The following is a 20,103-nucleotide window of genomic DNA, read 5'->3' on the forward strand; positions in this document are numbered from 1 at the left end:
TGCCCGCCGCATTGGCGGCGCGGATTGAAGGATCTGGTTCGGGTCATGGAGCCGCGCAAATCGAGTTTGGAAGGCCCGTCGGGCGCTCCGCCCATGGCGACGACGCCACTGGCCTGGATGCGTCGTACGACACCGTATTCGCCGGACCGGCGCGCCAGGATGCTGGAGCACATGGCGCGCGCCAGATCGTTGCCGCAGCGCCATGCCGATTTGGCGCCGGCGGCTTTGCAGCAAGGCAGCAGCTTCAAGGACGCGCTCGGCGACGCCATCGGCCACGCCATCCTGTTCGGCGTCATCGCCCTGCTCTTCCAGTCGCGCATTCCGCTCTATCTCGGCGCCTTCATCTTCCTCACCGATAGCGGGCGCATTGAAAGCTCGCTGGCCGGAATTGGGATCCGGCTCCAGCCCGAAACGATTGGCGCGGACATCGTCAAGCGCTTCCCGTTCTGGTTTGGATGGTTTGCGTTGCTCGGCACGTTGAAGAGCGCCGTGCCCGTCTGGCTCGCGCCATGGATGCCGCCGGCGGAGCCATGGTCGTCCCTCGCCGGAATTGGCCTTATGCTCGCGGTTGCCGAAGCGTTTTCGTCGCTCGCGATGCGACGCGCCTTGCCGCTGTTGGGATTTGAGATCAGCCCGAACGGGCTGACATGGACGAAAATCCAGCTCGCCATGGCAATTGGCGCGCTGGCATTGCTGATGCTGTTCGGACCTCCCTAAGCTCCGCGTCGCGCGGCTGCTCGGCGCAGGCCTCAATAACGAGGTTGTGAGCCCTGAAGGGTCCTTATGCCGCGCTTTTTGCTGCGTGGCCGAGGCGCGCGTTTACCGGAAATTTACCCCCGCTTTTGAGTGCCGGTATCATTTGCTTAGAATTTGATCGCTACCGTGGAATTACGGAAGCGATCCCGAACATCATTGGCACCTCATGTCCGTCGCAGACTTCCTCAGACAGCGTGCAGTGGACGTCACAGTGAGCGGCAGCTATTCGCTGCCGCGCTGGTACGATTGTGAGGGCAAGCTGCGCAGCTTCGCCTGCCGCACCAAGCGCGTCTCCCCCTTCCGCATGATCGTGGACGTGCCCGTCGTCGGCAAGGTCGGCGAGCGCCTGACCTCCTACTTCCAGGATTTCGGCGAGTTCCAGTGCACCATCAGCGCGACGCTGAAATCGGGTTTCCTGATGGAGCTCGACATGACGCGCGCGCGGCGCGCCTGGATGTCGGAAAAGCTCACATGGCTCGAAAAGAAGCAGAAGGATGAAAGCGTTCAGGACCTGCGGCGCGACGCCCGTTTCGTCCCGCAGGTCGCGCACACCGTCCTGACGCTCGCCGACGGCAACACCCATTCCTGCTTCATCATCGACGTCTCGACGGCGGGCGTCGCGATCTCCTGCGAGTACGACCCGCCGGTGGGAACCCCGCTGGCCGTCGGCGCCTGCGTCGGGCGCGTGATCCGCAAATTCGACCACGGCTTCGCGGTCAAATTCGCCGAAAAACAGTCCCGGGATGACCTCGTCCGCCTCATCGTCCGCTCGCCCCAATTGCTGTCCGCCTGAGCCGGGGCGCGAGCCTTAACTCTTTTTTAACTAAGCGCTGGAGGTAAGGTCCCTCGCACGGTAGGGTGTGGTCCAGTACGTCCGCAATCATTGCGGGCCCCCCGTGTATCGGAAGTCCTGGAATGTCCATCGCTGATGCCGAGCTCGTCCCGGCAGAGACCACGCAGAACGCGTCGATCGCGGCCAAGCCGCAGCTTCCCCCCGGAGTCGTCACCGAAGGACCACTGGTCCAGGCCAAGCTGCGCGAAAGCTACCTCCTGCTCGGAATTCTCTATGTCGGCGCGGTCGCCGGCATCATCTGGGCCATCACGCAAGGCGTCGGCAAGGTCGAGTTGTTCACGTTCGTCTGGATGTTCGCGCTGACGACGTTCGGCATCGGCGCCGGGATGCACCGCCTGTTCGTGCATCGCAGCTTCCGCACCGGCCCGATCATGCGCGTGTTCTTCTGCGCCATCGCCCAGATGGCGGTGCAGGGGTCGATCGCGAAATGGGTCGCCAACCACCGCCGACACCACCTCTATGCGGACGACGTCGGCGATCCCCACAGCCCGCAGTTCGACGGCTTCGGCAATCGCTACGTCAGCGCGCTCAAGGGCTTTCTGCACGCCCAGGGCAGCTGGGTGTTCGACCAGGCCACAACCGACAACGAATATTACGCGAAGGACATCCTCGCCGATCCCATCGCGATGTTCTTCGTGCGCACCCGCTGGGTCTGGTACGGGATGTCGGCGATCTTCATTCCCGGCGTGGTCGGCTACACCTTCGGCGGCGTGCACACCATGATCGGCTGCGTGCTGTTCTCCGGTTTGCTCCGCTGCTACCTGCTGATCCTCACCAGCCAGCTCACCGGCTCGGTCTGCCACGCCTACGGCTACCGCCGCTTCGAGGTCGACGATGCCTCGACCAACGAATTCGTGACCACGATCCTCACCTTCGGCGAGGGTCTGCACAACAACCATCACCGCTTCCCGCGGGACGCCTATATCTCGCATGCCTGGTGGGAGATCGATCTCAACGGCCTGATCATCCTGGGCCTGGAAAAGATCGGCCTCGTCCACGACGTCTTCCACGCCTCGCATCGTCAACTGGAGCGGGCGGCCGAAGCGCAGGCGACCTCGACGGCGCGCTGAACGGCAGGCGGCGGCCGGCGCTCCGGCCGTCTTGCCTCCGCATCGCCGCCCTATCGCGGCCCCATTGCGGGATCAGCTTTTGTCGGTCCGCGCCTCATGCCGGACGTCATTTGCGGACTTGCGATCGGGGGACCGGATGGCAGTCAACAAGATCACCTGGGACAGGGTCGGCCGGGTCAGCGAGCCCGGGCGCTATATGTATACCTTCGGCTGGCTCACCATCACGGCCGGTGATCTGGAGATCTGGAAGCTCTATCCGCAGGCCGCCTTCACGCTGCTGGCGCAACCGGGCGAGCCTGATCCGTCCCTGGGCGAGGAATTCCATCTCGGCGCCTTCGACGTCGCTCCCGGGGCCCCGCCGTTCACCACTCACTGACTGCGGAAAGTGTCGGCCGTTGCGGGAACGCATGGCATGGGCGTTGCTTTATCATCGCCATGATACACATCCCCGCCGTCGACCAGGCCCTTCTGCTGTTGCTCATCGTCGTCTGCCTCGGCACGTGTCTCGTGCGCGCGTTCTGGGAGCTGGAGCAGGTGCGGATGCGCAGGATCGCCTCGCCGCCGCGCGGGCACCCAAAACACGACTAGCCGGCCGGCCCGGCTGAGCTCGTTTCAACCCACCCAGGGTTCGGCTCTTCCGCGGGCCACTGTGGAGACAGCTCTACGGTGAATCAAAGAAACCTGTACATACCCCTGATCCTGTTCGCTAATCGCACCCAATCCCGGCTGACGCCGCAATTGCCATGGCGGGCGAACTGGTTCTGTGATGCAATTGATTACGCTTGTATTCTACATCTCACCGGGCGACGGCAGATGAACGGACATTGTCGCGCCCGTTCAGCGAGCCGACAGCGACCGCATGACACATGGTCGCATCGGTGAATGTAGATAAGCGGACCAATGGAACCTATTTTCGGCGCCGATGTACCTGATTGAAGCGTTGCCCACCGTCATCGGAACAGCCGCCATCGCCCCGGCGCTGCTGATGCTTTGGCTCGTCATCGCCGCTGAGGAACGCCCTGGCCCGCCGGCTCAGGTCTGGACCGCGTTCCTCTTGGGTGCGGCCAGCATCTCGCTGCTGGGCCTCGCCCGCGCCCCCTTCGCCAAGATGGTCGCCGCCCCCGACAATCCCTGGGCGGCCCTGGCCATGCATTCGATCTTCGGCGTCGCTCTGCCCGAGGAAGCCGTCAAGGTGATCGCCATCGTTCTGATCTCCTCGACCAAGCGGCGGACCTTCGCCAATCCGATGGACACCGTGGTCTATGGCGCGGCGGTCGGCCTCGGTTTCGCCGCCTACGAGAACCTCGCCTATCTGGTCCAGCACGCCGAGATGTGGCGTTCGCTCGCCGCCTTGCGCAGCGTCCTGACCGTGCCGTTCCACGGCGCGCTCGGCATCATCGCGGGCGCCTATTTGACGATCGCGCGCGCCGGCACGGCGCTGGGAGCGAACCGCCACAACCGCGATTGGGCCCGCCTCTCCAGCCGCCTCCTGATGCTGGCCGGGCCGCTCGCGCTGCACTCGGCCTTCGACTTTCCGCTGCTGACCCTGCAAAGGATGCCCGATCTCGATCCGACGCTGCGGATGTGGCTGGGCGCGGCCAGCCTGCTGATCGGCTTCAGCTCGATCGCCTTCGCCGTCCGCCTGGTCCGGCGCGTCGCCCGTCATCACGCGCCCCGGACCGACATTGCGCGGGAGCGGCTCAGCCAGCTCCGCCGGATGTGGGCGCTGCTGCTGGCCGGCGGCGGTGTCGGCTTCCTCGGGCTCGCCTTCGTGCTGACCTCGATCCATCACTGGCTGATCAATCCCGAGCGTAATCTGACGCTGGCCCTGATCCCGATCGGCTTCGTCTCGATCCTGCTCGGCCTTGCGCTTCTGATTGTCACAACGGCGATCTATGTTCTCGGCCGCAACCGCATCCGCACCAGCGCGGAAGGTTTTTCATCGGCACCCGGCGGGGGTTGATCCACCGCATGGCGCGCGCGCCAGGGGTCGACTAGATTGGACACGCTCCCCCCGTTCCGGAGTTAGACGATGACATCACCCGACGATTTTTCACGGCTGCAATCCGTCATGAGCCAGACGGTCAAGGCGCATTGGAAGGCCTTCCTGTTCGAAGGCATTCTGCTTGTCGTTCTCGGCGTCGCGGCGTTGATCCTGCCGCCGCTGGCAAGCCTTGCGATCGCGATCTTCCTCGGCTGGATGTTCCTGGTCAGCGGTATCGGCGGACTGATCGTGACCTATTGGGCGCGCAACACGCCGGGCTTCTGGTGGTCGCTGATCTCTGCCGCGCTCGCCGTGCTCGCCGGCATGCTGCTGCTGGGCCGCCCGATGCAGGCCGTGCTGACGCTGACCATCGTGCTTGGCGCCTACTTCCTCGCCGAGGGCATCGCCACCATCATGTACGCGCTGGAGCACCGCCGCGAGCTGAGCAGCCGCTGGTCGTGGTTGCTCATCTCGGGCCTCGTCGACATCGCGATCTCGTTCATGGTGATCACGGGGCTGCCGAGCTCGGCCGAATGGGCGATCGGCATTCTCGTCGGTATCAACCTGCTGTTCGGCGGCGCCAGCCTGATCGGCATGGCGCTGGCGGCGCGCAACAGCAACAGCTGACCCGCCTCGTCGCCTTCGGCGCCGATTGGGGGGTGACAAGGCGCCAACGGCGCGCTATATGGCCAAGCATGATCACCGTCGCCACCAGCTATTTTTGGTACTTTAGCTACGACAGCTCGCTGGCGGCAGGAGGATCGCGCTCAATCTGAAACATTGCAGCAAACGTCCGAAACAAGCCGCCAGACCTGGCGGCTTTTTTGTTGGCCGGCAGGTTCTCAAAACGACAGGAGCCCGCCGTGCTGAGCACGACCGACGATCTACGCATCCGCGAACTGAAAGAACTGAGCACCCCGGACGAGGTGATGCGGGAGGTCCCGCGCACGCTCACCGCAACGCGCGTGGTCATGGCCGCGCGCAACGCCATCCACGCCATCCTGAGCAACCAGGACGACCGTCTTCTGGTCGTCGTCGGCCCCTGCTCGGTCCACGACCCCAGGGCCGCGCTCGACTACGCCGAGCGTCTCGTGAAGCTGCGCGAGGATCTCGCCGATCAGCTCGAGATCGTGATGCGGGTCTATTTCGAGAAGCCGCGCACCACGGTCGGCTGGAAGGGCCTGATCAACGATCCCGATCTCGACGGCAGCTTCGACATCAACAAGGGCCTGCGGTTGGCGCGCAACGTGCTCTCGGCGGTTAACAATCTCGGCCTGCCCGCCGGCACCGAATTCCTCGACATGACGACGCCGCAATACATCGCCGACCTGGTGTCCTGGGCCGCGATCGGCGCGCGCACGACCGAAAGCCAGATCCATCGCGAGCTGGCCTCCGGCCTGTCCTGCCCGGTCGGCTTCAAGAACGGCACCGACGGCAATGTGCGGATCGCAGCGGACGCGGTGAAATCCGCCTCGCACCCGCATCACTTCATGGCCGTCACCAAGCTCGGCCGCTCGGCGATCGCCTCGACCGCGGGCAACGAGGACTGTCACATCATCCTGCGTGGCGGCAGCAAGCCGAACTACGACGCGGCAAGCGTCGCTGCGGCCTGCAACGAACTGGCCAAGTCCGGTGTCGCGCCGCTGGTGATGGTGGATGCGAGCCACGCCAATTCGAGCAAGAAGCCGGAAAACCAGCCGCAGGTCGCGGCCGACATCGCCGGTCAGATCTCCGGCGGCGAGAACCGCATCATGGGCGTGATGATCGAGAGCAATCTCGTTGCCGGCCGCCAGGACGTCGTCCCGGGCAAGCCGCTCACCTACGGTCAGAGCATCACCGACGGCTGTATCGACTGGGCGAGCACGGCGACCGTGCTCGAGCAGCTCGCCGACGCCGTCGAGGTCCGCCGCAACACCCGGCGGGCGGGCCTGCACGAGCGGTCGGCGTAAGCCGACGCGAGATGGGCTCTTCCTCACCTCTCCCCGACGGGGAGAGGTGAATACCTCAGCAGCCGCGGCAGATGCTCTTGATCTTCTTGTCGAGCGCCTGGTTTTCCTTGCTGAGCGGATCGTTCGGATCGCTCACATTCTTCTCGCTCGGCACGTCCGAGACGCGCGGCTGGCGATGGCCGACGGGAGCCTGCGGCGCCGATCCGGAGCTCGCGCCCCCCGACGTCGATCCCTTGGCGCCGGTCTGCGCCATCGCCGTTCCGCCCAGCAAGACCACGAGCGATGCCGCCAGCATGATCTTCTTCATATCCGATCCTCCATTCTCAAACCGGCGCTTCTCACCGCTCAGGTCTCAGGCGGATAGAGATGAACGTCGCCGCAATAGTCGATGATACGATAGCTGGATTCCGTCTCCGCTTCACGTCCATCGGCTGCGGTATTTTGCTCCGCAAACACATAGTTGGGTCCCACCGGCGACTTGCCGGCGCCGCCGGGAATGTCGATGACATAGTCCGGTTGACACAGGCCTGACACCCGCCCGCGCAACTGCCGCATCAAGTCCTGCCCCTCTGCCAGCGTCGTGCGCAGATGCGCGGTGCCCGGCGCGAGATCGCCGTGATGCAGGTAATAGGGCTTGATCCGGCATTCGACGAAAGCGCGCATCAAATCCGACAAAGCCGTGATGTTGTCATTGATGCCGCGCAACAGCACGGACTGGCTCACCAGCGGAATTCCGGCATCGGCGAGCCGCGCGCAGGCTTCGCGCGCCGGCCCTGTCAGCTCGCGCGCATGGTTGGCATGCACGGCGACCCAGGTGGTCGCGCCCTCGACCTTGAGCGCCGAGACCATCTCGTCGCTGATGCGCGCCGGATCGGCCACGGGCACGCGGGTGTGAAGGCGGATGATCTTGACGTGCTCGATGGCCGCGAGCTCGGCCATGATCTCGCCCATCCGCCGCGGCGACAGCATCAGCGGATCGCCGCCGGTCAGGATCACTTCCCAGATCTCGTGATGCGAGCGGATGTAATCGATCGCCGCGCGATAGGCGGCCTCCGACAGCGCGTTCTCCTTGCCCGGTCCCACCATCTCGCGGCGGAAGCAGAAGCGGCAATAGACCGCGCAGACGTGAACGAGCTTGAACAACACGCGATCGGGATAGCGGTGCACGATGCCGGACACAGGCGAGTGCGGATGATCGCCGATCGGATCGGCGTTCTCGACCGGCTGCATCTCCAGCTCCGCGGCGGTCGGGACGAACTGCCGGGCGATGGGATCGTCGGGATCGGACGGGTCGATCAGTTCGACCAGCGCCGGCGTGATCGCCACCGCATAGCGCGCGGCAACACGCTCGAGCGCAGGCAGCGCCGTGGCCGGCGCCAGGCCTTCGGCTACCAGTTCAGCCGGCTCACGCAAGGTCCGTGCAAGATTGCTCTTCGTCATGTCTCACTTGACGTTTCATCTGCAGGCGGCGTCCACACCACCTGATCAATTCGCGACGCGCCGCTCGCCAGCATCACCAGCCGGTCGAAGCCGAGGGCCACCCCGCTGGCTTCCGGCATCGCCGCAACCGCGGCCAGAAAGTCCTCGTCCAGCGGATAGGCTTCGCCGTAGCGGCGCCGCTTCTCGGTCATCGATTCCGTGAAGCGTTTGCGCTGCTCCTCCGCGTCGGTCAGTTCCCCAAATCCGTTGGCGAGCTCGACGCCGCACGCATAGACCTCGAATCGCTCGGCAACCCTGGGATCGCCGGTTGTCACCCGTGCCAGCGCCGCCTCCGGAGATGGGTATTCGAACAGGATGGTCAAACGCCCCTGCCCCAGTTGCGGCTCGACGTGCTCGACCAGGACCTTGCTGAAGATGTCCGACCAGGTGTCGTCCCCGGCGACGCGGACCTTGCCGGCGGCAGCCTCGGCGAGCGCGGCACGATTACCCTCGCTGCCGGAGATTGTCGACAGCAGGTCGATTCCGGCGAACCGGTCGAAGGCCCCCGCGACCGTCAGCAGCTCGGGCTCGGCGAAGGGGTCGGCGGTCCGCCCACGGAATGAGAAGGTCCCGATGCCGGTGGCCTGCGCCGCGCTGGCGATGACCACCACGGTGTCGGCCATGATGGCGTCATAGGGAGCGCCGGCCCGGTACCACTCCAGCATGGTGAACTCGGGCAGATGCAGGTCGCCGCGCTCGCGGTCGCGGAACACCCGGGCGAACTCGAAAATGCGCGTTTCCCCCGCCGCCAGCAGCTTCTTGCAGGCGAATTCCGGCGAAGTCCGCAGGTAACGGCTGGCACGGCTGCCGTCCGACCGCATCAGCTCGGTTCGGGGGGCGTGCAGATGGGTTTCATTGCCCGGCGAGACCTGGAGGACGGAGGTTTCGACCTCCATGAACCCCTGCTCGGCGAAAAAGGCCCGTATTGCTCCGGTAATTGCCCCCCTGGCCCTCAGGAAGGGCCGCCGGTCGAGGTGCCGCGAGGGGGACCAGAACGGCGAAATCGGCTTGTCCCCAGCCATCAACCAACCACCCCGCAGGCCAGCAAAATGCTGGCATTCAACGACAAAATGCGTATGTTGCGGCCCGAAACGGGCGCCGAGGTCTGATTTGAGGCCCCAGGTCCCCCATCAATTTGACCACGTCCTGGCCGGAGCCGGGCCAAGCAAGCAGGAAATATAGCTTTGAGAGTCATCGCCAGTTCTATTCGCAAGGGCAACGTGATCGAGCAAGACGGCAAGCTTTATGTCGTCGTCAGCGCCGAGAACATCCATCCCGGCAAGGGCACCCCGGTCAGCCAGATCGAAATGCGCCGAATCTCGGACGGGGTAAAGATCTCCGAGCGCTACAAGACCACCGACCAGGTCGAGAAGGCCACCATCGAAGAGCGCAACTTCACTTTCCTCTACGAGGATGGCGACGGCTACCACTTCATGAACCCCGAGACCTACGATCAGGTCCAGGTCTCCAAGGACGTCGTCGGTGACGCCGCCGCCTATCTTCAGCCGGAAATGACCGTCAAGCTGTCGACCCATGACGTCAACGTGGTGTCGCTCGCGCTGCCGCAGCGCGTGACGCTGGAAGTGGTCGAGACCGAGCCGGTGACCAAGGGCCAGACGGCTTCGTCGTCCTACAAGCCGGCGGTGCTCTCCAACGGCGTCCGCACCACCGTGCCGCCGCACATCGCCGTCGGCACCCGCATCGTGGTGATGACCGAAGACGGCTCCTACTCCGAGCGCGCCAAGGACTAAGAGGGATCGAGGCAGGTGCCGCCGGGGGGCGAGACAGTGGTTGGGAAGAGTTTCCGCTTCGTCTCGCTTTTTCTGGCGTCGCTTTCGCTCTTCACCGCCTCGTCACTGGCTGCGGATGAATTCCGCAGTCCCTCGCTCACGGGCCTGCGCGTCGACTGGCGCGCAGCGCTCGACCAGCTCCGCACCGAGATCAACACCCGCCCCCGCGTCGCGGACGATTTCGTCTTCGTGCCCCGCCGTTCGGTGCCGCGCTACGATCCGCGCGCGACGCCTGCCTTGGTGCAGCTCAACGCGATCTCCTCGCGCTTCTTTACGGGCATCACCCGCAGCCCGGTGCCGGTGCTGTTGCCGTTCGACGCCGCCACCTATCTCGAGGCGCAGCGCAGCGGCACGCAGGCCGTGCTCGCGCTGTCGCGCTACCAGGCGGACTTCAATCCCGTCGACATGTTCGATGCCGGCCCCGCCGGCTACAGCGCGACCTTCTCGCTGGAGCCCGGCGCCGGCGAAGGCATGCCGGCCCGGGTGTTCGCAAAGCCGGTCGAAGTGCAGATCACGGGATCGGCGCTCGTCTACGACATCGCCGATCCCTCCGGCGGCAAGGGCGAGCAGGTCAAGCCGCTCGCAGCGCTCTACCCGGACCTACGCAAATTCATCCGCGAAGGCTATGTGCGCTACGCCTTCAGCCGCTTCGGCGTCGCCTATGTGGTCTCGGTCCAGTGCCTCGACAGCGTCGCCAAGCCACGGCGGTTGGCCTGCAAGGAAGCCTATCCGGTCGCCGAGCGCTTCCTGAAGGCCCTCCGCGTCGCCGGTGGTCAGCGCGCGCGGCCGTTGACGGACATTGCCTCCAACGTCCTCGATCGTCCGCTGGAGCGTTCAGCGGACTTCAGCTACCGGCCGAGCGGCGACATCATCCCGAACACGGGCTACCGCAAGCTGGGCGGCCATCCCGACGCGATGGCCTATGCCCAGATCCGCTTTCCGCTCGAAAAGTCGCCCGCCTTCGTGCGCTCGCAATCCTACGGCAAGCGCGACAAGAGCGATGGTCCGACCGCCTATACCTGGCGCGACAATTTCTGCGAGTCGCGCAGTTTCGAGGTGTGGCAATGTGGCGGAGGCTACGGCCACCAGGGCGAAGACATCCGCGCGGCCGATTGCCCGCCTCCCGGCGAAGGCCGCGAGCCCTGCGATCCCAAGCAGCGCGCCGTCGTCGCCGTGCGCGACGCGATCGTGATCCGCGCATCCAAGGACCAGGCCGCAACGCTTCAGGTCAACAGTCGCACCGAGCACATCCGCTTCCGCTACATGCACATGAACCCGCAGGCGATGAATGCCGACGGCGTGCTCAACGGCCGCGTCGTCACCGAAGGCGAGAAGATCGGCGTGATCTCCAACTATCTCGACCATCCCGCGGGAACCTCGATGCACCTGCATTTCGATGTGCAGGTGTTCACGCGCGACGGCTGGATCTGGGTCAGCCCCTACGTCACCCTGGTTTCCGCCTATGAACGCCTGATCCGCGCCCGTGGCCGCGAGGTCGGCCCGGAGATCGCGGTCACGGCCCAACCGGTCGCCCATGCGCTGCCGGAGGACGTGATCAAGCCGGACCTCCGCGAGGGAGCGGGCGGCGACGAGAATTGAGCGCTTGCTCGCTTCCAAATGAAGGGCGGTGCAAGTGCGTGCAGTCGCGGACACCGCCGGCTCGAACGAACAAGGGACGGGTTGATGAGTGTCGGACTGATCGGTCTTCTCGACGATATCGCGGCGATCGCGAAGGTGGCGGCGGCTTCGCTCGACGATGTCGCGGGCCAGGCCGCCAAGGCGGGCGCAAAGGCGGCCGGCGTGGTGATCGACGACGCAGCCGTCACGCCGAACTACGTCATCGGCTTTGCCTCGAAACGCGAACTGCCGATCGTCGGCAAGATCGCGGTCGGATCGCTGCGCAACAAATTGCTGGTCCTGCTGCCGATCGCCCTGCTGCTCGGCTATTTCCTTCCCGATGCGGTCACGCCGCTGCTGATGCTGGGCGGCGCGTTTCTCTGCTACGAGGGTGCCGAGAAGGTGCTCGAAGCCGTGATGCCGCACCATGCGCACGATCACGACGCCGAACTCCAGCCGACGGCCGCGGATGCCGGGTCGGTCGAGGACGAGAAGGTCGCAAGCGCCATCAAGACGGATTTCATCCTGTCGGCGGAGATCATGGCGATCACGCTGGCGGCCATTCCCCCGGGCAACATCTGGACGCAGGCGCTGGTGCTGGCTCTGGTCGGCTTCGGGATCACGATCGGGGTCTACGGCGTCGTGGCCCTGATCGTGAAGGCGGACGATGCAGGGCTGGCCCTGGCGCGTTATGAGGGCGGCTCGATCATTGGCACCGCGATCCGCGCGATTGGACGCGCGCTCGTGCGCAGCATGCCGCCCTTCCTGACGGTGCTGAGCACCATCGGAACGGCCGCCATGATCTGGGTCGGCGGCGGCATCATCCTGCACGGCGTCGAAAAATACGGCCCGCCCGCGGTCGGCCGCATGGTCCATGCCGCGACCGAAGCTGCCGGACACGCCCTTCCATCCGTTGCCGGCATCATCGAATGGTCGGTCGAGGCGGCCATCTCGGGCGTGCTTGGACTGATGATCGGGGCGCTTGCGATCCCGGCGGTCGAATATGTTATCGCGCCGGCCTGGAAACGGCTGAAGCGATTGCGGTCGGCCTGACCGCAACCGCCCACGTACTGGCTACTCCAACAATGTCGTGAGCTGAGCGCCCTCGTCCGCCACGAACACCGCGATCAATTCCGCCGGCTCCGTCGTGCTCGCATTCGCCGACACCATATGCGTCGAGCCCGGCGGCTCGAAAAAGGATTGGCCGACGCCGAACGTCTCGACCGGACCGCCGCCGAGCTGGGAGCGGATCTCGCCCTTGGTGATGTAGGCGGTGACGGAGCCTGCGTGACGATGCGGCCGCGAAAATCCGCCGGGACCGTAGAACACGCGCACGATGGTGACCCGCTTGCCCGGTACGTTCGGCAGAGCGTAGGAATTAATCACCTCGACCTTGTCGAGCGGCGAGCTTTCCGCCGCATTGGCGCAAAGCGGGGCCAGCACACCGGATACGGTATCCATCGTCACCGGCAGCGCCTTGCCGATCGCAAGCGCGCAGGCAAGCCCGGCGACGGTCGCCAGCGCCATCGCGCGCGATGGCTGCGGAAGGCCCAATCTCATTGCTGTCATGACAATCTTCCCTTCGTGCTGATCAGGATGCAGCAGCCAGCGCTGCCGCCGGTCGCATCGGCGGGGTCCAGCGGAAGGCCGCACCAAATCTGTTCCAGACGTTGATCGAGGCGACCGCCGAGGTCAGGTACATCAGCTCGGTCTCGGAAAATTCGCGGGCAGCCTCCGCATGGACCTCGTCGCTGACACCGTTAGGCAGGAAGGTCAGCGCCTCGGCCCAGGCCAGCGCAGCCCGCTCGCGCGGCGAAAAGATCGGCGCCTCGCGCCAGACCGCGACCAGATTGAGCTTGTCCACGGGCACGCCGATGCGCTCCGACAGCAGGATGTGATGCTGCACGCAGAAGGCGCAGCCATTGATCTGCGAGGCCCGCAGCTTGACGAGCTCGAGGAGCTGCTTGTCGAGGCCGGCCTTGGCCGCCAACTGCCCCAGCGCCAGCACCAGATCATACGCATCGGGCGCGATCCGCTTGAAATCCTCATATTCGCTGCGGGCGTGTGACATTGCGGTTCACCTCGTGTTATTATAAGACTGCTTACATCTTATAAGAGCCCTTATATGTTGCGCAAGTCGCCCGCCATCACGAGATCGAAATCCCCCGCCAAATCCGCCGCGTCCGAGGCCGTCCACGTCCCGCCCCCCGGCGAAGGCAAGCGCGGCGAAGACGGCTATCTCGGCTATCTGCTGCGCCAGGCCCATGCCGCGGTCCGTCTGACGATGGAGCGGACGCTCGCCGATCTCGGCGTGACCTCGCCGCAATTTGCCGTGCTGACGATGCTGAATGCCTATCCCGGCCTGTCCGGCGCCGACGTGGCCCGCCTCACCTTCCTCACCCCGCAGACGGTCGGGGTCATCATCCGCAATCTCGAACGCGACGGCGCGATTGTGATGACGCCTCATCCCGTCCATGGCCGCATCCAGCAATGGAAGCTCACCAGGCGCGGCACGACGCTGCTGAAGGCGTGCAGGGAGCGCGTGATCGCGCTGGAGAAGCGGCTTGCCGGGGGACTGGATGCCAAGGCCGAGGCGAGCATTCGCCGCTGGCTCGCCAATGTCGCAACGGATTTGCAGGAGGACTAGGCGAGGATCAGTCGCCGCCCCCTCCGTCTCCCCCGCCGTCGCAGCCGGCGGCGTCGAAGAAATCGGCCCCGCTGCCGCCGTCGCCGCCCTGAATGCCGCGACCAAAGTTTTCGGCGATGACCATCAGGATCACGACGAAAAGCCCGGCGCCGAACGGCCAGGGATTGGTGCGGATGATATCGAACAGCTCCCTCATGCGCGCATCATGCGCAAACGGAAGCGAACCGACCGTAAAGCCACACGCTTAAAGTTGGGGATACCGGGGACGTGCGAGTGTGGGCTACCCGCCCTTCAACACTTTCTTAACCTCGCCGGCGGGCCAGGCCTCGCCCGCCGCGATCACCCGGACGCGGCTCTGGTCCGCGCCATTCACCAGCACATGCGAACTCACCCGATCATCGCTTTGCTCGAGATGCAAATCGGTTTCGGGCTTCCAGCTCAGCGTGGTCGCGAGATCGCCGGGGAAGATCTGCCATTGCGATCCGTCATCGAGTTCGACGACGTGGCTTTCCGCATGCGCGCGTATCTTCATTCCACCCCGAATTCTCGATGAACGAAGCGGCCCCGGCGCTTCAAGCCGGGGCCTGTCTCCGTCAGTCGTTGTCGTGATGAATCACGGTCTTGCTGCGATTGCCGAATTCATCTTCCTTCTTGATCACGGTGGTGCGGCTCGACGGCTCGCGCTCCCTGATGACCGTGGTGCGGTCACGCTCGCGAACGCGATAGTCCGGAGACTGGCCGACCGTGACGCCGGCGCCGACCGGACCCACGCGCACGCCGACTTCATCGGCGAACGCGGGAGCTGCGATGGCGGTGACCATGGCGGCGGCAAACAGATATTTCCTCATCATATCCTCCTCATTGTCCTGCGAAGGGGAATGCGGGACTGCGACCTTTTGTTCCGGGGAAATGCCTGTTCCCGGCTCTCCCGGAACCGACTCACATGGTCCTCGTTTGCCGCTAGAATGGCGCCATGAAGCACGCTGATTCCCCACCCCGTCACACCCGCCGCGCCCTGCTGAAATCAACGCTCGGGGCTGCCGCCCTGCTGGCGTCACCGGCAGGCGCCCTCGCCGCGCCGGCGGGTTTCGACGAATGGCGCGAGAGTTTTCGCGCCCGGGCAATGGCCAAGGGCATCTCGGCCTCGACCTGGCAACGCGCAATGGGACGGGTCGAACCCGACATGAGCGTGTTCAAGCAGATGCGCAACCAGCCCGAATTCCACGAGCAGGTCTGGCAGTACATCAACCGCCGCGTCTCCGACTGGCGCATCATCAACGGCAAGATCGCGCTGAAGAACAACGAGGCGCTGCTCGCGCGCGTCGAGCGCGATTTCGGTGTCGAGCGCGGCACGCTGCTGGCGCTGTGGGGCGTCGAGTCAGCCTATGGCGATCCGCTGGTGCAGCAGAACCACATGACGCCGGTGTTTCCATCGCTCGCCGCGCTCGCCTGGAACGAGCCGCGCCGCAAGGCCTATTGGGAGACCGAGCTGATCAACGCGCTGCGCATCGTCGACAAGGGCTGGAGCACGCCCGAGGAGATGAAGGGCTCGTGGGCCGGCGCCATGGGTCATTCGCAATGGATGCCGGAAGTCTGGCTCAACGTCGGCATCGACTATGACGGCGACGGCAAGGTCTCGCCGTTCGGCAAGCCCGACGACGCGCTGGGCTCGACCGCCAAATACCTCGTCAATCGCGGCAAGTGGCATCGCGGCGAGCACTGGGGCTATGAGGTCCGCGCGTCCGGCAACATGAGCGGCAGCCGCACCTATGCAGCGTGGGCCTCGGCCGGCGTCACCCGCGCCGACGGCCAGCCGTTTCCGCAGCCGAACGCATCCGCGCAGATGTGGACGCCGGTCGCGGGCGGGCCGACATTTCTGCTCGGACCGAATTTCTACTCGGTGAAAAGCTACAACCCGTCCATGAACTATGCCCTGGCAATCTGCCATCTCGGCGACCGCTGCCTCGGCGGGCCACCGTTCATTCAGCCCTTCCCCGGCTCCGAGCGCGCGCTGACGCTGGCCGAGGTGCAGGAGATGCAGACACGCCTCACCAAGGCCGGCTTCGACACCGGCGGCACCGACGGCCGCGTCGGCAACGACACCATGAAGGCGATCAAGGATTTCCAGCAGCGCGCCGGGATCGCGCCGGCGGACGGCTATGGCGGGCTGAAGGTACTGGCGAAGCTGCGGCAGGGGTCGTAGCGCGACACTGTCTAACGCCGTCATTCCGGGGCGCGCCACTTGGCGCGAGCCCGGAATCCATTTAACCGCATCGCTTGCTGCACGATGGATTCCGGGCTCGCGCTTCGCGCGCCCCGGAATGACATCTCAATGCCTATACTGCGGCTCCTCCGCATCCAGCTGCCGCCGGACCGCGGCGAGATGCAACCGCGCGGATTCGGAATCGCCCTCGCGCATCTGCCGGTAGGTCTCGGCCGCGATCGCGGGATCGACCGGTAGCACTTTGCGTCCCGTCGACATCGCCAGCACCTGAACCTCGGCGGCGCGTTCGAGATAATAGAGATCGTCCCAGGCTTCCGCGATGGTCGGCGCCAGCACCATCACGCCGTGATGCTTCATGAAGACGATATCGGCATCGCCTACGGCTGAGGCGATCCGCGCGCCCTCGCGGTTGTCGAGTGCGAGGCCGTTGTAGTCGCGGTCCACCGCCGTGCGGCCATAGAATTTCAGCGCGGTCTGGCCCGCCCAGATCAGGGGGTCGCCCTCGGTCATCGACAGCGCTGTCGCGTAGGGCATGTGGGTGTGGAAGGCGACTTTCGCGCGCGGCAGCAACCTGTGCATCTCGGCATGGATGTAGAAGGCCGTGGCCTCGGGCACGCCCTCGCCATCGAGCACGTTGCCATTGAAATCGCAGATCAGCAGCCTGGAGGCGGTCAGCTCGCGAAAGGCGTAGCCGTAGGGGTTGACGAGGAACAGATCGTCATGGCCCGGCACGACGGCCGAGAAATGGTTGCAGATGCCTTCCTCGAAGCCGTTGCGCGCGGCCATGCGGAAGCAGGCCGCCAGATCCTCCCGCGCGGTGCGGATCGCATCGGTGGCGAGGTCCGGCCGGTTCGAGCGGAACGGCGCAGGTGCGGACGAGGACGATTGAAGGCTGTGCGCCATGGCGAAGGACACCTTTGTCGGTCGGAAAGCTCCCCGCGTTCTACAGGGCCGACGCCGATGCGTCAGCCCCCGCGGGCGCCACCCTGCCCTTCGCAGCCCGCGCGGCGGCTTATTGCCGCCGCGGCACGCCGCCGGCGTTCATGCCGCCGTCGATGACGAGCTCGCTGCCGGTGACGTAGCGCGAGGCGTCGGAGGCCAAGTACAGCACGCCCGAGGCGATCTCGGCAGCCTGCCCGGCGCGGCCGAGCGGGGTTGCGACCTTGGCCCGCTCCTCCGGATCGATCGGCGCATTCTGGCCCGCGCCGGCCGCCCCGGTCGGGATCTTGCCCCAGATCGGCGTGTCGATGATGCCGGGATGCACCGAGTTGACGCGGATGCCATCGCCGGCCGCCGCGCACTCCATCGCGATCGATTTGGCGAACAGTCGCACGCCACCCTTGGTCAGCGAATAGGCCGACAGCCCCGGTGCGCCGCGCAGGCCCGCGAGCGAGGACATCATGACGATCGAACCGCCGCCGGTCTTGCGCATCAGGGGCAGGCAATGCTTCACCGACAGAAACACGCCATCGAGATTGATCGCGTTCTGCTTGCGCCAGTCCGATAGCGTCATGTCGACGATCGAGGGCACGGCAATGCCGATGCCGGCATTGGAGACCATGATGTCGAGCCGGCCGTAGCGCTTGGCAACATCTGCGACGATTTCGATCCAGCGCTCCTCGGAGGTGACGTCCTGCTCCAGGAAGATTGCCTTGCCGCCGGCTTTGGTGACGCGCTTGGCGAACTCGGGGCCGCGCAACTCGTCGATGTCGGTGATGACGACGGTTGCGCCCTCGCGCGCGAACAGCTCGACGATGGCCTCGCCAATACCGGAGGCGCCGCCTGTCACCAGCGCGACCTTGCCCTCAACCTGCCCTGACATGTTCACTCCCATTCTTGTTGTTTGAGCGAGCCATTCTTGACGGATGATCTCGCCGGATCTTGCGTTATCTGATCACGGATGGCCCCTGGTCGGGTAGCGCAACGTCGACGACGCGGAATTGCACCCGCTCGGCGCCCTGGTAGCGGTCGACCGAGAGCGAGCCGGCGACATGCAATTGCTGGCCGCGATTGGCGAGCAGCGCGTTGCCGAGCTTCTGGCCGACCGAACGGAACGCGATGCCGTTGACCATCGCGCCGTCGCCAGACTTGAAACGCAGACGCAGATGCGCCTGCCCGACCTCGTCGGCAAACACGAGCTGATGCGCCGGCAGCGCCAGCACCGGCTCCGGATTGCCGCTGCCGAAGGGACCGGCGCGGTTGAGCGTCGCCGCAAGCTCCGTCGTCACCGCACGCGCGGAGACCGCGCCGTCGATATAGAGCTCGTTGACGTGGCGCGCCTCGGCGACGTCCTGCGCCAGCGCGTTCTCGAGATAGGCGCGGAACTCGGCGAGCTTCTCCTTGCGCAGCGTGACGCCTGCGGCCATCGCATGACCGCCACCTTTCAGCAGGATGCCGTCGGTCACCGCCTGCCGCACCGCCTTGCCGAGATCGACGCCGGCGATCGAGCGGCCCGAGCCGGTGCCGATGCCGCCGGGCTCCAGCGCAATGGCGAAGGCCGGCCGCGAGAACTTCTCCTTCAGCCGCGAGGCGACGAGCCCGACCACGCCGGGATGCCAGCCTTCGGAGGCCGTGACGATGACGCCGAGCTTGTCCTCCAGCCCGATCGAGGCCAGCGCCTCGGCCTCGGCCTGCGCTTCCGCCGCCTGCTCGATGACGCGGCGCTCGCTGTTGAGGCGATCGAGCTCGGCGGCGATCCGCGCGGCCTCCACGCTGTCGCCCTCCAGCAACAGCCGCACGCCGAGGTCGGCGCGGCCGATACGGCCCCCCGCATTGACGCGCGGGCCCAGCATGAAACCGAGGTGCCAGGCCTCCGGCGGGCCATTGAGCCGCGCCACGTCCATCAGCGCGGTATGGCCGACATGGTCGCGCCGGCGCATTGCGATCAGGCCCTTGGCGACGAAAGCGCGGTTGAGGCCGATCAGCGGCGCGACGTCGGCGACCGTGCCGAGCGCGACGTGATGCAGCATGCCCAGCAGATCGGGCTCGGGCATCTCGGAATTCCAGAAGCCGCGCTGGCGCAGCTCGCGATTGACGGCGACCAGCGTCACCAGCACCAGGCCGACGGCAGCGAGATGGCCAAGGCCGGAGAGATCGTCGAGCCGGTTCGGATTGACCAGCGCATCCACCTCCGGCAGCTCCGTGCCGGCCTGGTGATGGTCGATCACGACCACGGACATGCCGAGGCGCTTGGCTTCAGCCAGGGGCTCGATGCTGGTGGTGCCGCAATCGACGGTGACGAGCAGCGTTGCGCCCTTGGCCGCAAGGCCACGAACAGCTTCGACGTTGGGGCCATAGCCCTCAAAGATGCGGTCGGGGATGTGGATCAGCGGATCCAGCCCGCAATGCCGCAGATGCCAGGCCAGCAGCGCCGACGAGGTCGCGCCGTCGACATCGTAGTCGCCGAAGATCGCGACCGTCTCGCCTTTCGCCGCCGCATCGGCGATGCGCTTGGCGGCGGACTCCATCTCCGTCACCGTGAACGGATCTGGCATCAGCTTGCGTATGGTCGGATCGAGGAAGTCCGCGACCGCGTCGATCTCCACCCCGCGGCCGGCCAGCACCCGTGCCAGCATTTCCGGCAATTGGTGCTGTTGCACGATGGCGAGCGCCTTGGCCGCCCCGCGCGCATCCAGCCGGTCGCGCCAGACCTTGTCGGTGAGCGAGCGCGCGACGCCCAGGAACGCCTGGGGCGTCTCGACGGGGAGTGCCGATGCAGGAGGAGCCATATTGCT

General features: G+C 65.8%; 24 protein-coding genes. 13 read left to right on the top strand and 11 right to left on the bottom strand.

The window, feature by feature from the left end; genetic code table 11:
• The first annotated feature begins 93 nt into the window (after positions 1 to 93).
• From QRQ56_RS07335 to QRQ56_RS07370, 8 genes are all read left to right on the top strand, one after another.
• Positions 94 to 717 (top strand): hypothetical protein, encoded by a 624-nt coding sequence (locus QRQ56_RS07335; RefSeq protein ID WP_438738744.1) that lies wholly within the window; start codon positions 94 to 96, stop codon positions 715 to 717.
• 205 nt (positions 718 to 922) lie between these two features.
• A complete protein-coding gene (locus QRQ56_RS07340) occupies positions 923 to 1,549 on the top strand; it encodes a PilZ domain-containing protein (RefSeq protein WP_438738745.1) in 627 nt (208 codons plus the stop codon).
• 122 nt (positions 1,550 to 1,671) lie between these two features.
• Entirely contained in the window at positions 1,672 to 2,679 is a 1,008-nt protein-coding gene (locus tag QRQ56_RS07345) for an acyl-CoA desaturase (RefSeq protein WP_438738747.1), read from the top strand.
• 136 nt (positions 2,680 to 2,815) lie between these two features.
• Entirely contained in the window at positions 2,816 to 3,055 is a 240-nt protein-coding gene (locus QRQ56_RS07350) for a hypothetical protein (RefSeq protein ID WP_438738749.1), read from the top strand.
• Positions 3,056 to 3,114: 59 nt separating this feature from the next.
• On the top strand, positions 3,115 to 3,267 hold the full coding sequence (locus QRQ56_RS07355; protein WP_438738751.1) for a hypothetical protein: 153 nt from the start codon (positions 3,115 to 3,117) through the stop codon (positions 3,265 to 3,267).
• Positions 3,268 to 3,601: 334 nt separating this feature from the next.
• On the top strand, positions 3,602 to 4,642 hold the full coding sequence (locus QRQ56_RS07360) for a PrsW family glutamic-type intramembrane protease (protein ID WP_438738753.1): 1,041 nt from the start codon (positions 3,602 to 3,604) through the stop codon (positions 4,640 to 4,642).
• Positions 4,643 to 4,711: 69 nt separating this feature from the next.
• Positions 4,712 to 5,290, top strand: a complete 579-nt coding sequence (locus tag QRQ56_RS07365; protein ID WP_438738754.1) for an HdeD family acid-resistance protein — start codon at positions 4,712 to 4,714, stop codon at positions 5,288 to 5,290.
• A gap of 236 nt (positions 5,291 to 5,526) precedes the next feature.
• Complete coding sequence (locus QRQ56_RS07370; RefSeq protein ID WP_438738756.1) at positions 5,527 to 6,612, top strand: 3-deoxy-7-phosphoheptulonate synthase; 1,086 nt, start codon at positions 5,527 to 5,529, stop codon at positions 6,610 to 6,612.
• A gap of 55 nt (positions 6,613 to 6,667) precedes the next feature.
• Here the strand turns inward: QRQ56_RS07370 and QRQ56_RS07375 are convergent, their stop codons facing one another.
• Genes QRQ56_RS07375 through epmA form a run of 3 tightly spaced genes read right to left on the bottom strand, consistent with a single transcriptional unit; the run spans position 6,668 to position 9,113 of the window.
• Positions 6,668 to 6,919, bottom strand: coding sequence for a hypothetical protein (locus QRQ56_RS07375; protein WP_438738758.1), 252 nt, complete (start codon positions 6,917 to 6,919; stop codon positions 6,668 to 6,670).
• 38 nt (positions 6,920 to 6,957) lie between these two features.
• Positions 6,958 to 8,052 carry a lysine-2,3-aminomutase-like protein gene (locus QRQ56_RS07380; protein ID WP_438738760.1) on the bottom strand — a complete coding sequence of 365 codons (1,095 nt, stop codon included), beginning with the start codon at positions 8,050 to 8,052 and terminating at the stop codon, positions 6,958 to 6,960.
• Positions 8,049 to 9,113, bottom strand: a complete 1,065-nt coding sequence (epmA, locus tag QRQ56_RS07385) for an EF-P lysine aminoacylase EpmA (RefSeq protein WP_438738763.1) — start codon at positions 9,111 to 9,113, stop codon at positions 8,049 to 8,051. Before epmA ends, QRQ56_RS07380 begins: the two co-directional genes overlap by 4 nt.
• A gap of 162 nt (positions 9,114 to 9,275) precedes the next feature.
• Here epmA and efp point away from each other — a divergent pair, with 162 nt between their 5' ends.
• The 3 genes from efp (at position 9,276) to QRQ56_RS07400 (ending at position 12,551) form a co-directional block, all read left to right on the top strand.
• Positions 9,276 to 9,842, top strand: a complete 567-nt coding sequence (gene efp / locus QRQ56_RS07390; RefSeq protein ID WP_015686372.1) for an elongation factor P — start codon at positions 9,276 to 9,278, stop codon at positions 9,840 to 9,842.
• Between the two features lie 15 nt (positions 9,843 to 9,857).
• Positions 9,858 to 11,480 (top strand): M23 family peptidase, encoded by a 1,623-nt coding sequence (locus tag QRQ56_RS07395; protein WP_438738766.1) that lies wholly within the window; start codon positions 9,858 to 9,860, stop codon positions 11,478 to 11,480.
• Between the two features lie 84 nt (positions 11,481 to 11,564).
• Complete coding sequence (locus QRQ56_RS07400; protein ID WP_438738767.1) at positions 11,565 to 12,551, top strand: DUF808 domain-containing protein; 987 nt, start codon at positions 11,565 to 11,567, stop codon at positions 12,549 to 12,551.
• A gap of 21 nt (positions 12,552 to 12,572) precedes the next feature.
• Here QRQ56_RS07400 and QRQ56_RS07405 read toward each other — a convergent pair whose 3' ends face one another.
• Both QRQ56_RS07405 and QRQ56_RS07410 read right to left on the bottom strand, forming a co-directional pair.
• Entirely contained in the window at positions 12,573 to 13,067 is a 495-nt protein-coding gene (locus tag QRQ56_RS07405; RefSeq protein WP_438738769.1) for a cupin domain-containing protein, read from the bottom strand.
• Between the two features lie 22 nt (positions 13,068 to 13,089).
• Positions 13,090 to 13,569, bottom strand: a complete 480-nt coding sequence (locus QRQ56_RS07410) for a carboxymuconolactone decarboxylase family protein (RefSeq protein WP_438738771.1) — start codon at positions 13,567 to 13,569, stop codon at positions 13,090 to 13,092.
• 54 nt (positions 13,570 to 13,623) lie between these two features.
• Here QRQ56_RS07410 and QRQ56_RS07415 point away from each other — a divergent pair, with 54 nt between their 5' ends.
• The gene (locus QRQ56_RS07415; RefSeq protein WP_438738774.1) at positions 13,624 to 14,145 is read left to right on the top strand and encodes a MarR family winged helix-turn-helix transcriptional regulator; all 522 of its coding nucleotides are present in this window, start codon (positions 13,624 to 13,626) and stop codon (positions 14,143 to 14,145) included.
• A gap of 7 nt (positions 14,146 to 14,152) precedes the next feature.
• Here the strand turns inward: QRQ56_RS07415 and QRQ56_RS07420 are convergent, their stop codons facing one another.
• The 3 genes from QRQ56_RS07420 to QRQ56_RS07430 all read right to left on the bottom strand — a co-directional run bounded on the left by QRQ56_RS07420 (position 14,153) and on the right by QRQ56_RS07430 (position 14,993).
• Positions 14,153 to 14,341 carry a hypothetical protein gene (locus QRQ56_RS07420; protein WP_438738775.1) on the bottom strand — a complete coding sequence of 63 codons (189 nt, stop codon included), beginning with the start codon at positions 14,339 to 14,341 and terminating at the stop codon, positions 14,153 to 14,155.
• 84 nt (positions 14,342 to 14,425) lie between these two features.
• On the bottom strand, positions 14,426 to 14,677 hold the full coding sequence (locus tag QRQ56_RS07425; protein WP_438738777.1) for a hypothetical protein: 252 nt from the start codon (positions 14,675 to 14,677) through the stop codon (positions 14,426 to 14,428).
• Positions 14,678 to 14,738: 61 nt separating this feature from the next.
• Positions 14,739 to 14,993 (bottom strand): hypothetical protein, encoded by a 255-nt coding sequence (locus tag QRQ56_RS07430; RefSeq protein WP_438740108.1) that lies wholly within the window; start codon positions 14,991 to 14,993, stop codon positions 14,739 to 14,741.
• Positions 14,994 to 15,118: 125 nt separating this feature from the next.
• Between QRQ56_RS07430 and QRQ56_RS07435 the strand changes: the two genes are divergently transcribed.
• Positions 15,119 to 16,348 carry a lytic murein transglycosylase gene (locus QRQ56_RS07435; RefSeq protein ID WP_438738778.1) on the top strand — a complete coding sequence of 410 codons (1,230 nt, stop codon included), beginning with the start codon at positions 15,119 to 15,121 and terminating at the stop codon, positions 16,346 to 16,348.
• Positions 16,349 to 16,474: 126 nt separating this feature from the next.
• Here QRQ56_RS07435 and QRQ56_RS07440 read toward each other — a convergent pair whose 3' ends face one another.
• The 3 genes from QRQ56_RS07440 to recJ all read right to left on the bottom strand — a co-directional run bounded on the left by QRQ56_RS07440 (position 16,475) and on the right by recJ (position 20,097).
• Complete coding sequence (locus tag QRQ56_RS07440; protein ID WP_438738780.1) at positions 16,475 to 17,272, bottom strand: aldolase; 798 nt, start codon at positions 17,270 to 17,272, stop codon at positions 16,475 to 16,477.
• Positions 17,273 to 17,381: 109 nt separating this feature from the next.
• A complete protein-coding gene (locus tag QRQ56_RS07445; RefSeq protein ID WP_438738782.1) occupies positions 17,382 to 18,191 on the bottom strand; it encodes an SDR family NAD(P)-dependent oxidoreductase in 810 nt (269 codons plus the stop codon).
• A gap of 64 nt (positions 18,192 to 18,255) precedes the next feature.
• On the bottom strand, positions 18,256 to 20,097 hold the full coding sequence (gene recJ / locus QRQ56_RS07450) for a single-stranded-DNA-specific exonuclease RecJ (protein WP_438738783.1): 1,842 nt from the start codon (positions 20,095 to 20,097) through the stop codon (positions 18,256 to 18,258).
• Between the last annotated feature and the right edge of the window lie 6 nt (positions 20,098 to 20,103).

Source organism: Bradyrhizobium sp. U531 (assembly GCF_051710265.1).
Lineage (GTDB): Bacteria > Pseudomonadota > Alphaproteobacteria > Rhizobiales > Xanthobacteraceae > Bradyrhizobium.

Excerpts from the sequence above, each read along its gene's own strand:
- QRQ56_RS07425 (WP_438738777.1), bottom strand. The coding sequence starts at position 14,677 with ATGAAGATACGCGCGCATGCGGAAAGCCACGTCGTCGAACTCGATGAC.
- QRQ56_RS07340 (WP_438738745.1), top strand. The coding sequence starts at position 923 with ATGTCCGTCGCAGACTTCCTCAGACAGCGTGCAGTGGACGTCACAGTG.
- QRQ56_RS07355 (WP_438738751.1), top strand. The coding sequence starts at position 3,115 with ATGATACACATCCCCGCCGTCGACCAGGCCCTTCTGCTGTTGCTCATC.
- QRQ56_RS07400 (WP_438738767.1), top strand. The coding sequence starts at position 11,565 with ATGAGTGTCGGACTGATCGGTCTTCTCGACGATATCGCGGCGATCGCG.
- QRQ56_RS07335 (WP_438738744.1), top strand. The coding sequence starts at position 94 with ATGGCGACGACGCCACTGGCCTGGATGCGTCGTACGACACCGTATTCG.
- QRQ56_RS07360 (WP_438738753.1), top strand. The coding sequence starts at position 3,602 with ATGTACCTGATTGAAGCGTTGCCCACCGTCATCGGAACAGCCGCCATC.
- QRQ56_RS07430 (WP_438740108.1), bottom strand. The coding sequence starts at position 14,993 with ATGAGGAAATATCTGTTTGCCGCCGCCATGGTCACCGCCATCGCAGCT.
- QRQ56_RS07410 (WP_438738771.1), bottom strand. The coding sequence starts at position 13,569 with ATGTCACACGCCCGCAGCGAATATGAGGATTTCAAGCGGATCGCGCCC.
- QRQ56_RS07405 (WP_438738769.1), bottom strand. The coding sequence starts at position 13,067 with ATGACAGCAATGAGATTGGGCCTTCCGCAGCCATCGCGCGCGATGGCG.
- recJ (WP_438738783.1), bottom strand. The coding sequence starts at position 20,097 with ATGGCTCCTCCTGCATCGGCACTCCCCGTCGAGACGCCCCAGGCGTTC.
- epmA (WP_438738763.1), bottom strand. The coding sequence starts at position 9,113 with ATGGCTGGGGACAAGCCGATTTCGCCGTTCTGGTCCCCCTCGCGGCAC.
- QRQ56_RS07445 (WP_438738782.1), bottom strand. The coding sequence starts at position 18,191 with ATGTCAGGGCAGGTTGAGGGCAAGGTCGCGCTGGTGACAGGCGGCGCC.
- QRQ56_RS07345 (WP_438738747.1), top strand. The coding sequence starts at position 1,672 with ATGTCCATCGCTGATGCCGAGCTCGTCCCGGCAGAGACCACGCAGAAC.
- QRQ56_RS07365 (WP_438738754.1), top strand. The coding sequence starts at position 4,712 with ATGACATCACCCGACGATTTTTCACGGCTGCAATCCGTCATGAGCCAG.
- QRQ56_RS07420 (WP_438738775.1), bottom strand. The coding sequence starts at position 14,341 with ATGAGGGAGCTGTTCGATATCATCCGCACCAATCCCTGGCCGTTCGGC.
- QRQ56_RS07440 (WP_438738780.1), bottom strand. The coding sequence starts at position 17,272 with ATGGCGCACAGCCTTCAATCGTCCTCGTCCGCACCTGCGCCGTTCCGC.
- QRQ56_RS07415 (WP_438738774.1), top strand. The coding sequence starts at position 13,624 with ATGTTGCGCAAGTCGCCCGCCATCACGAGATCGAAATCCCCCGCCAAA.
- QRQ56_RS07435 (WP_438738778.1), top strand. The coding sequence starts at position 15,119 with ATGAAGCACGCTGATTCCCCACCCCGTCACACCCGCCGCGCCCTGCTG.
- QRQ56_RS07375 (WP_438738758.1), bottom strand. The coding sequence starts at position 6,919 with ATGAAGAAGATCATGCTGGCGGCATCGCTCGTGGTCTTGCTGGGCGGA.
- QRQ56_RS07350 (WP_438738749.1), top strand. The coding sequence starts at position 2,816 with ATGGCAGTCAACAAGATCACCTGGGACAGGGTCGGCCGGGTCAGCGAG.
- QRQ56_RS07380 (WP_438738760.1), bottom strand. The coding sequence starts at position 8,052 with ATGACGAAGAGCAATCTTGCACGGACCTTGCGTGAGCCGGCTGAACTG.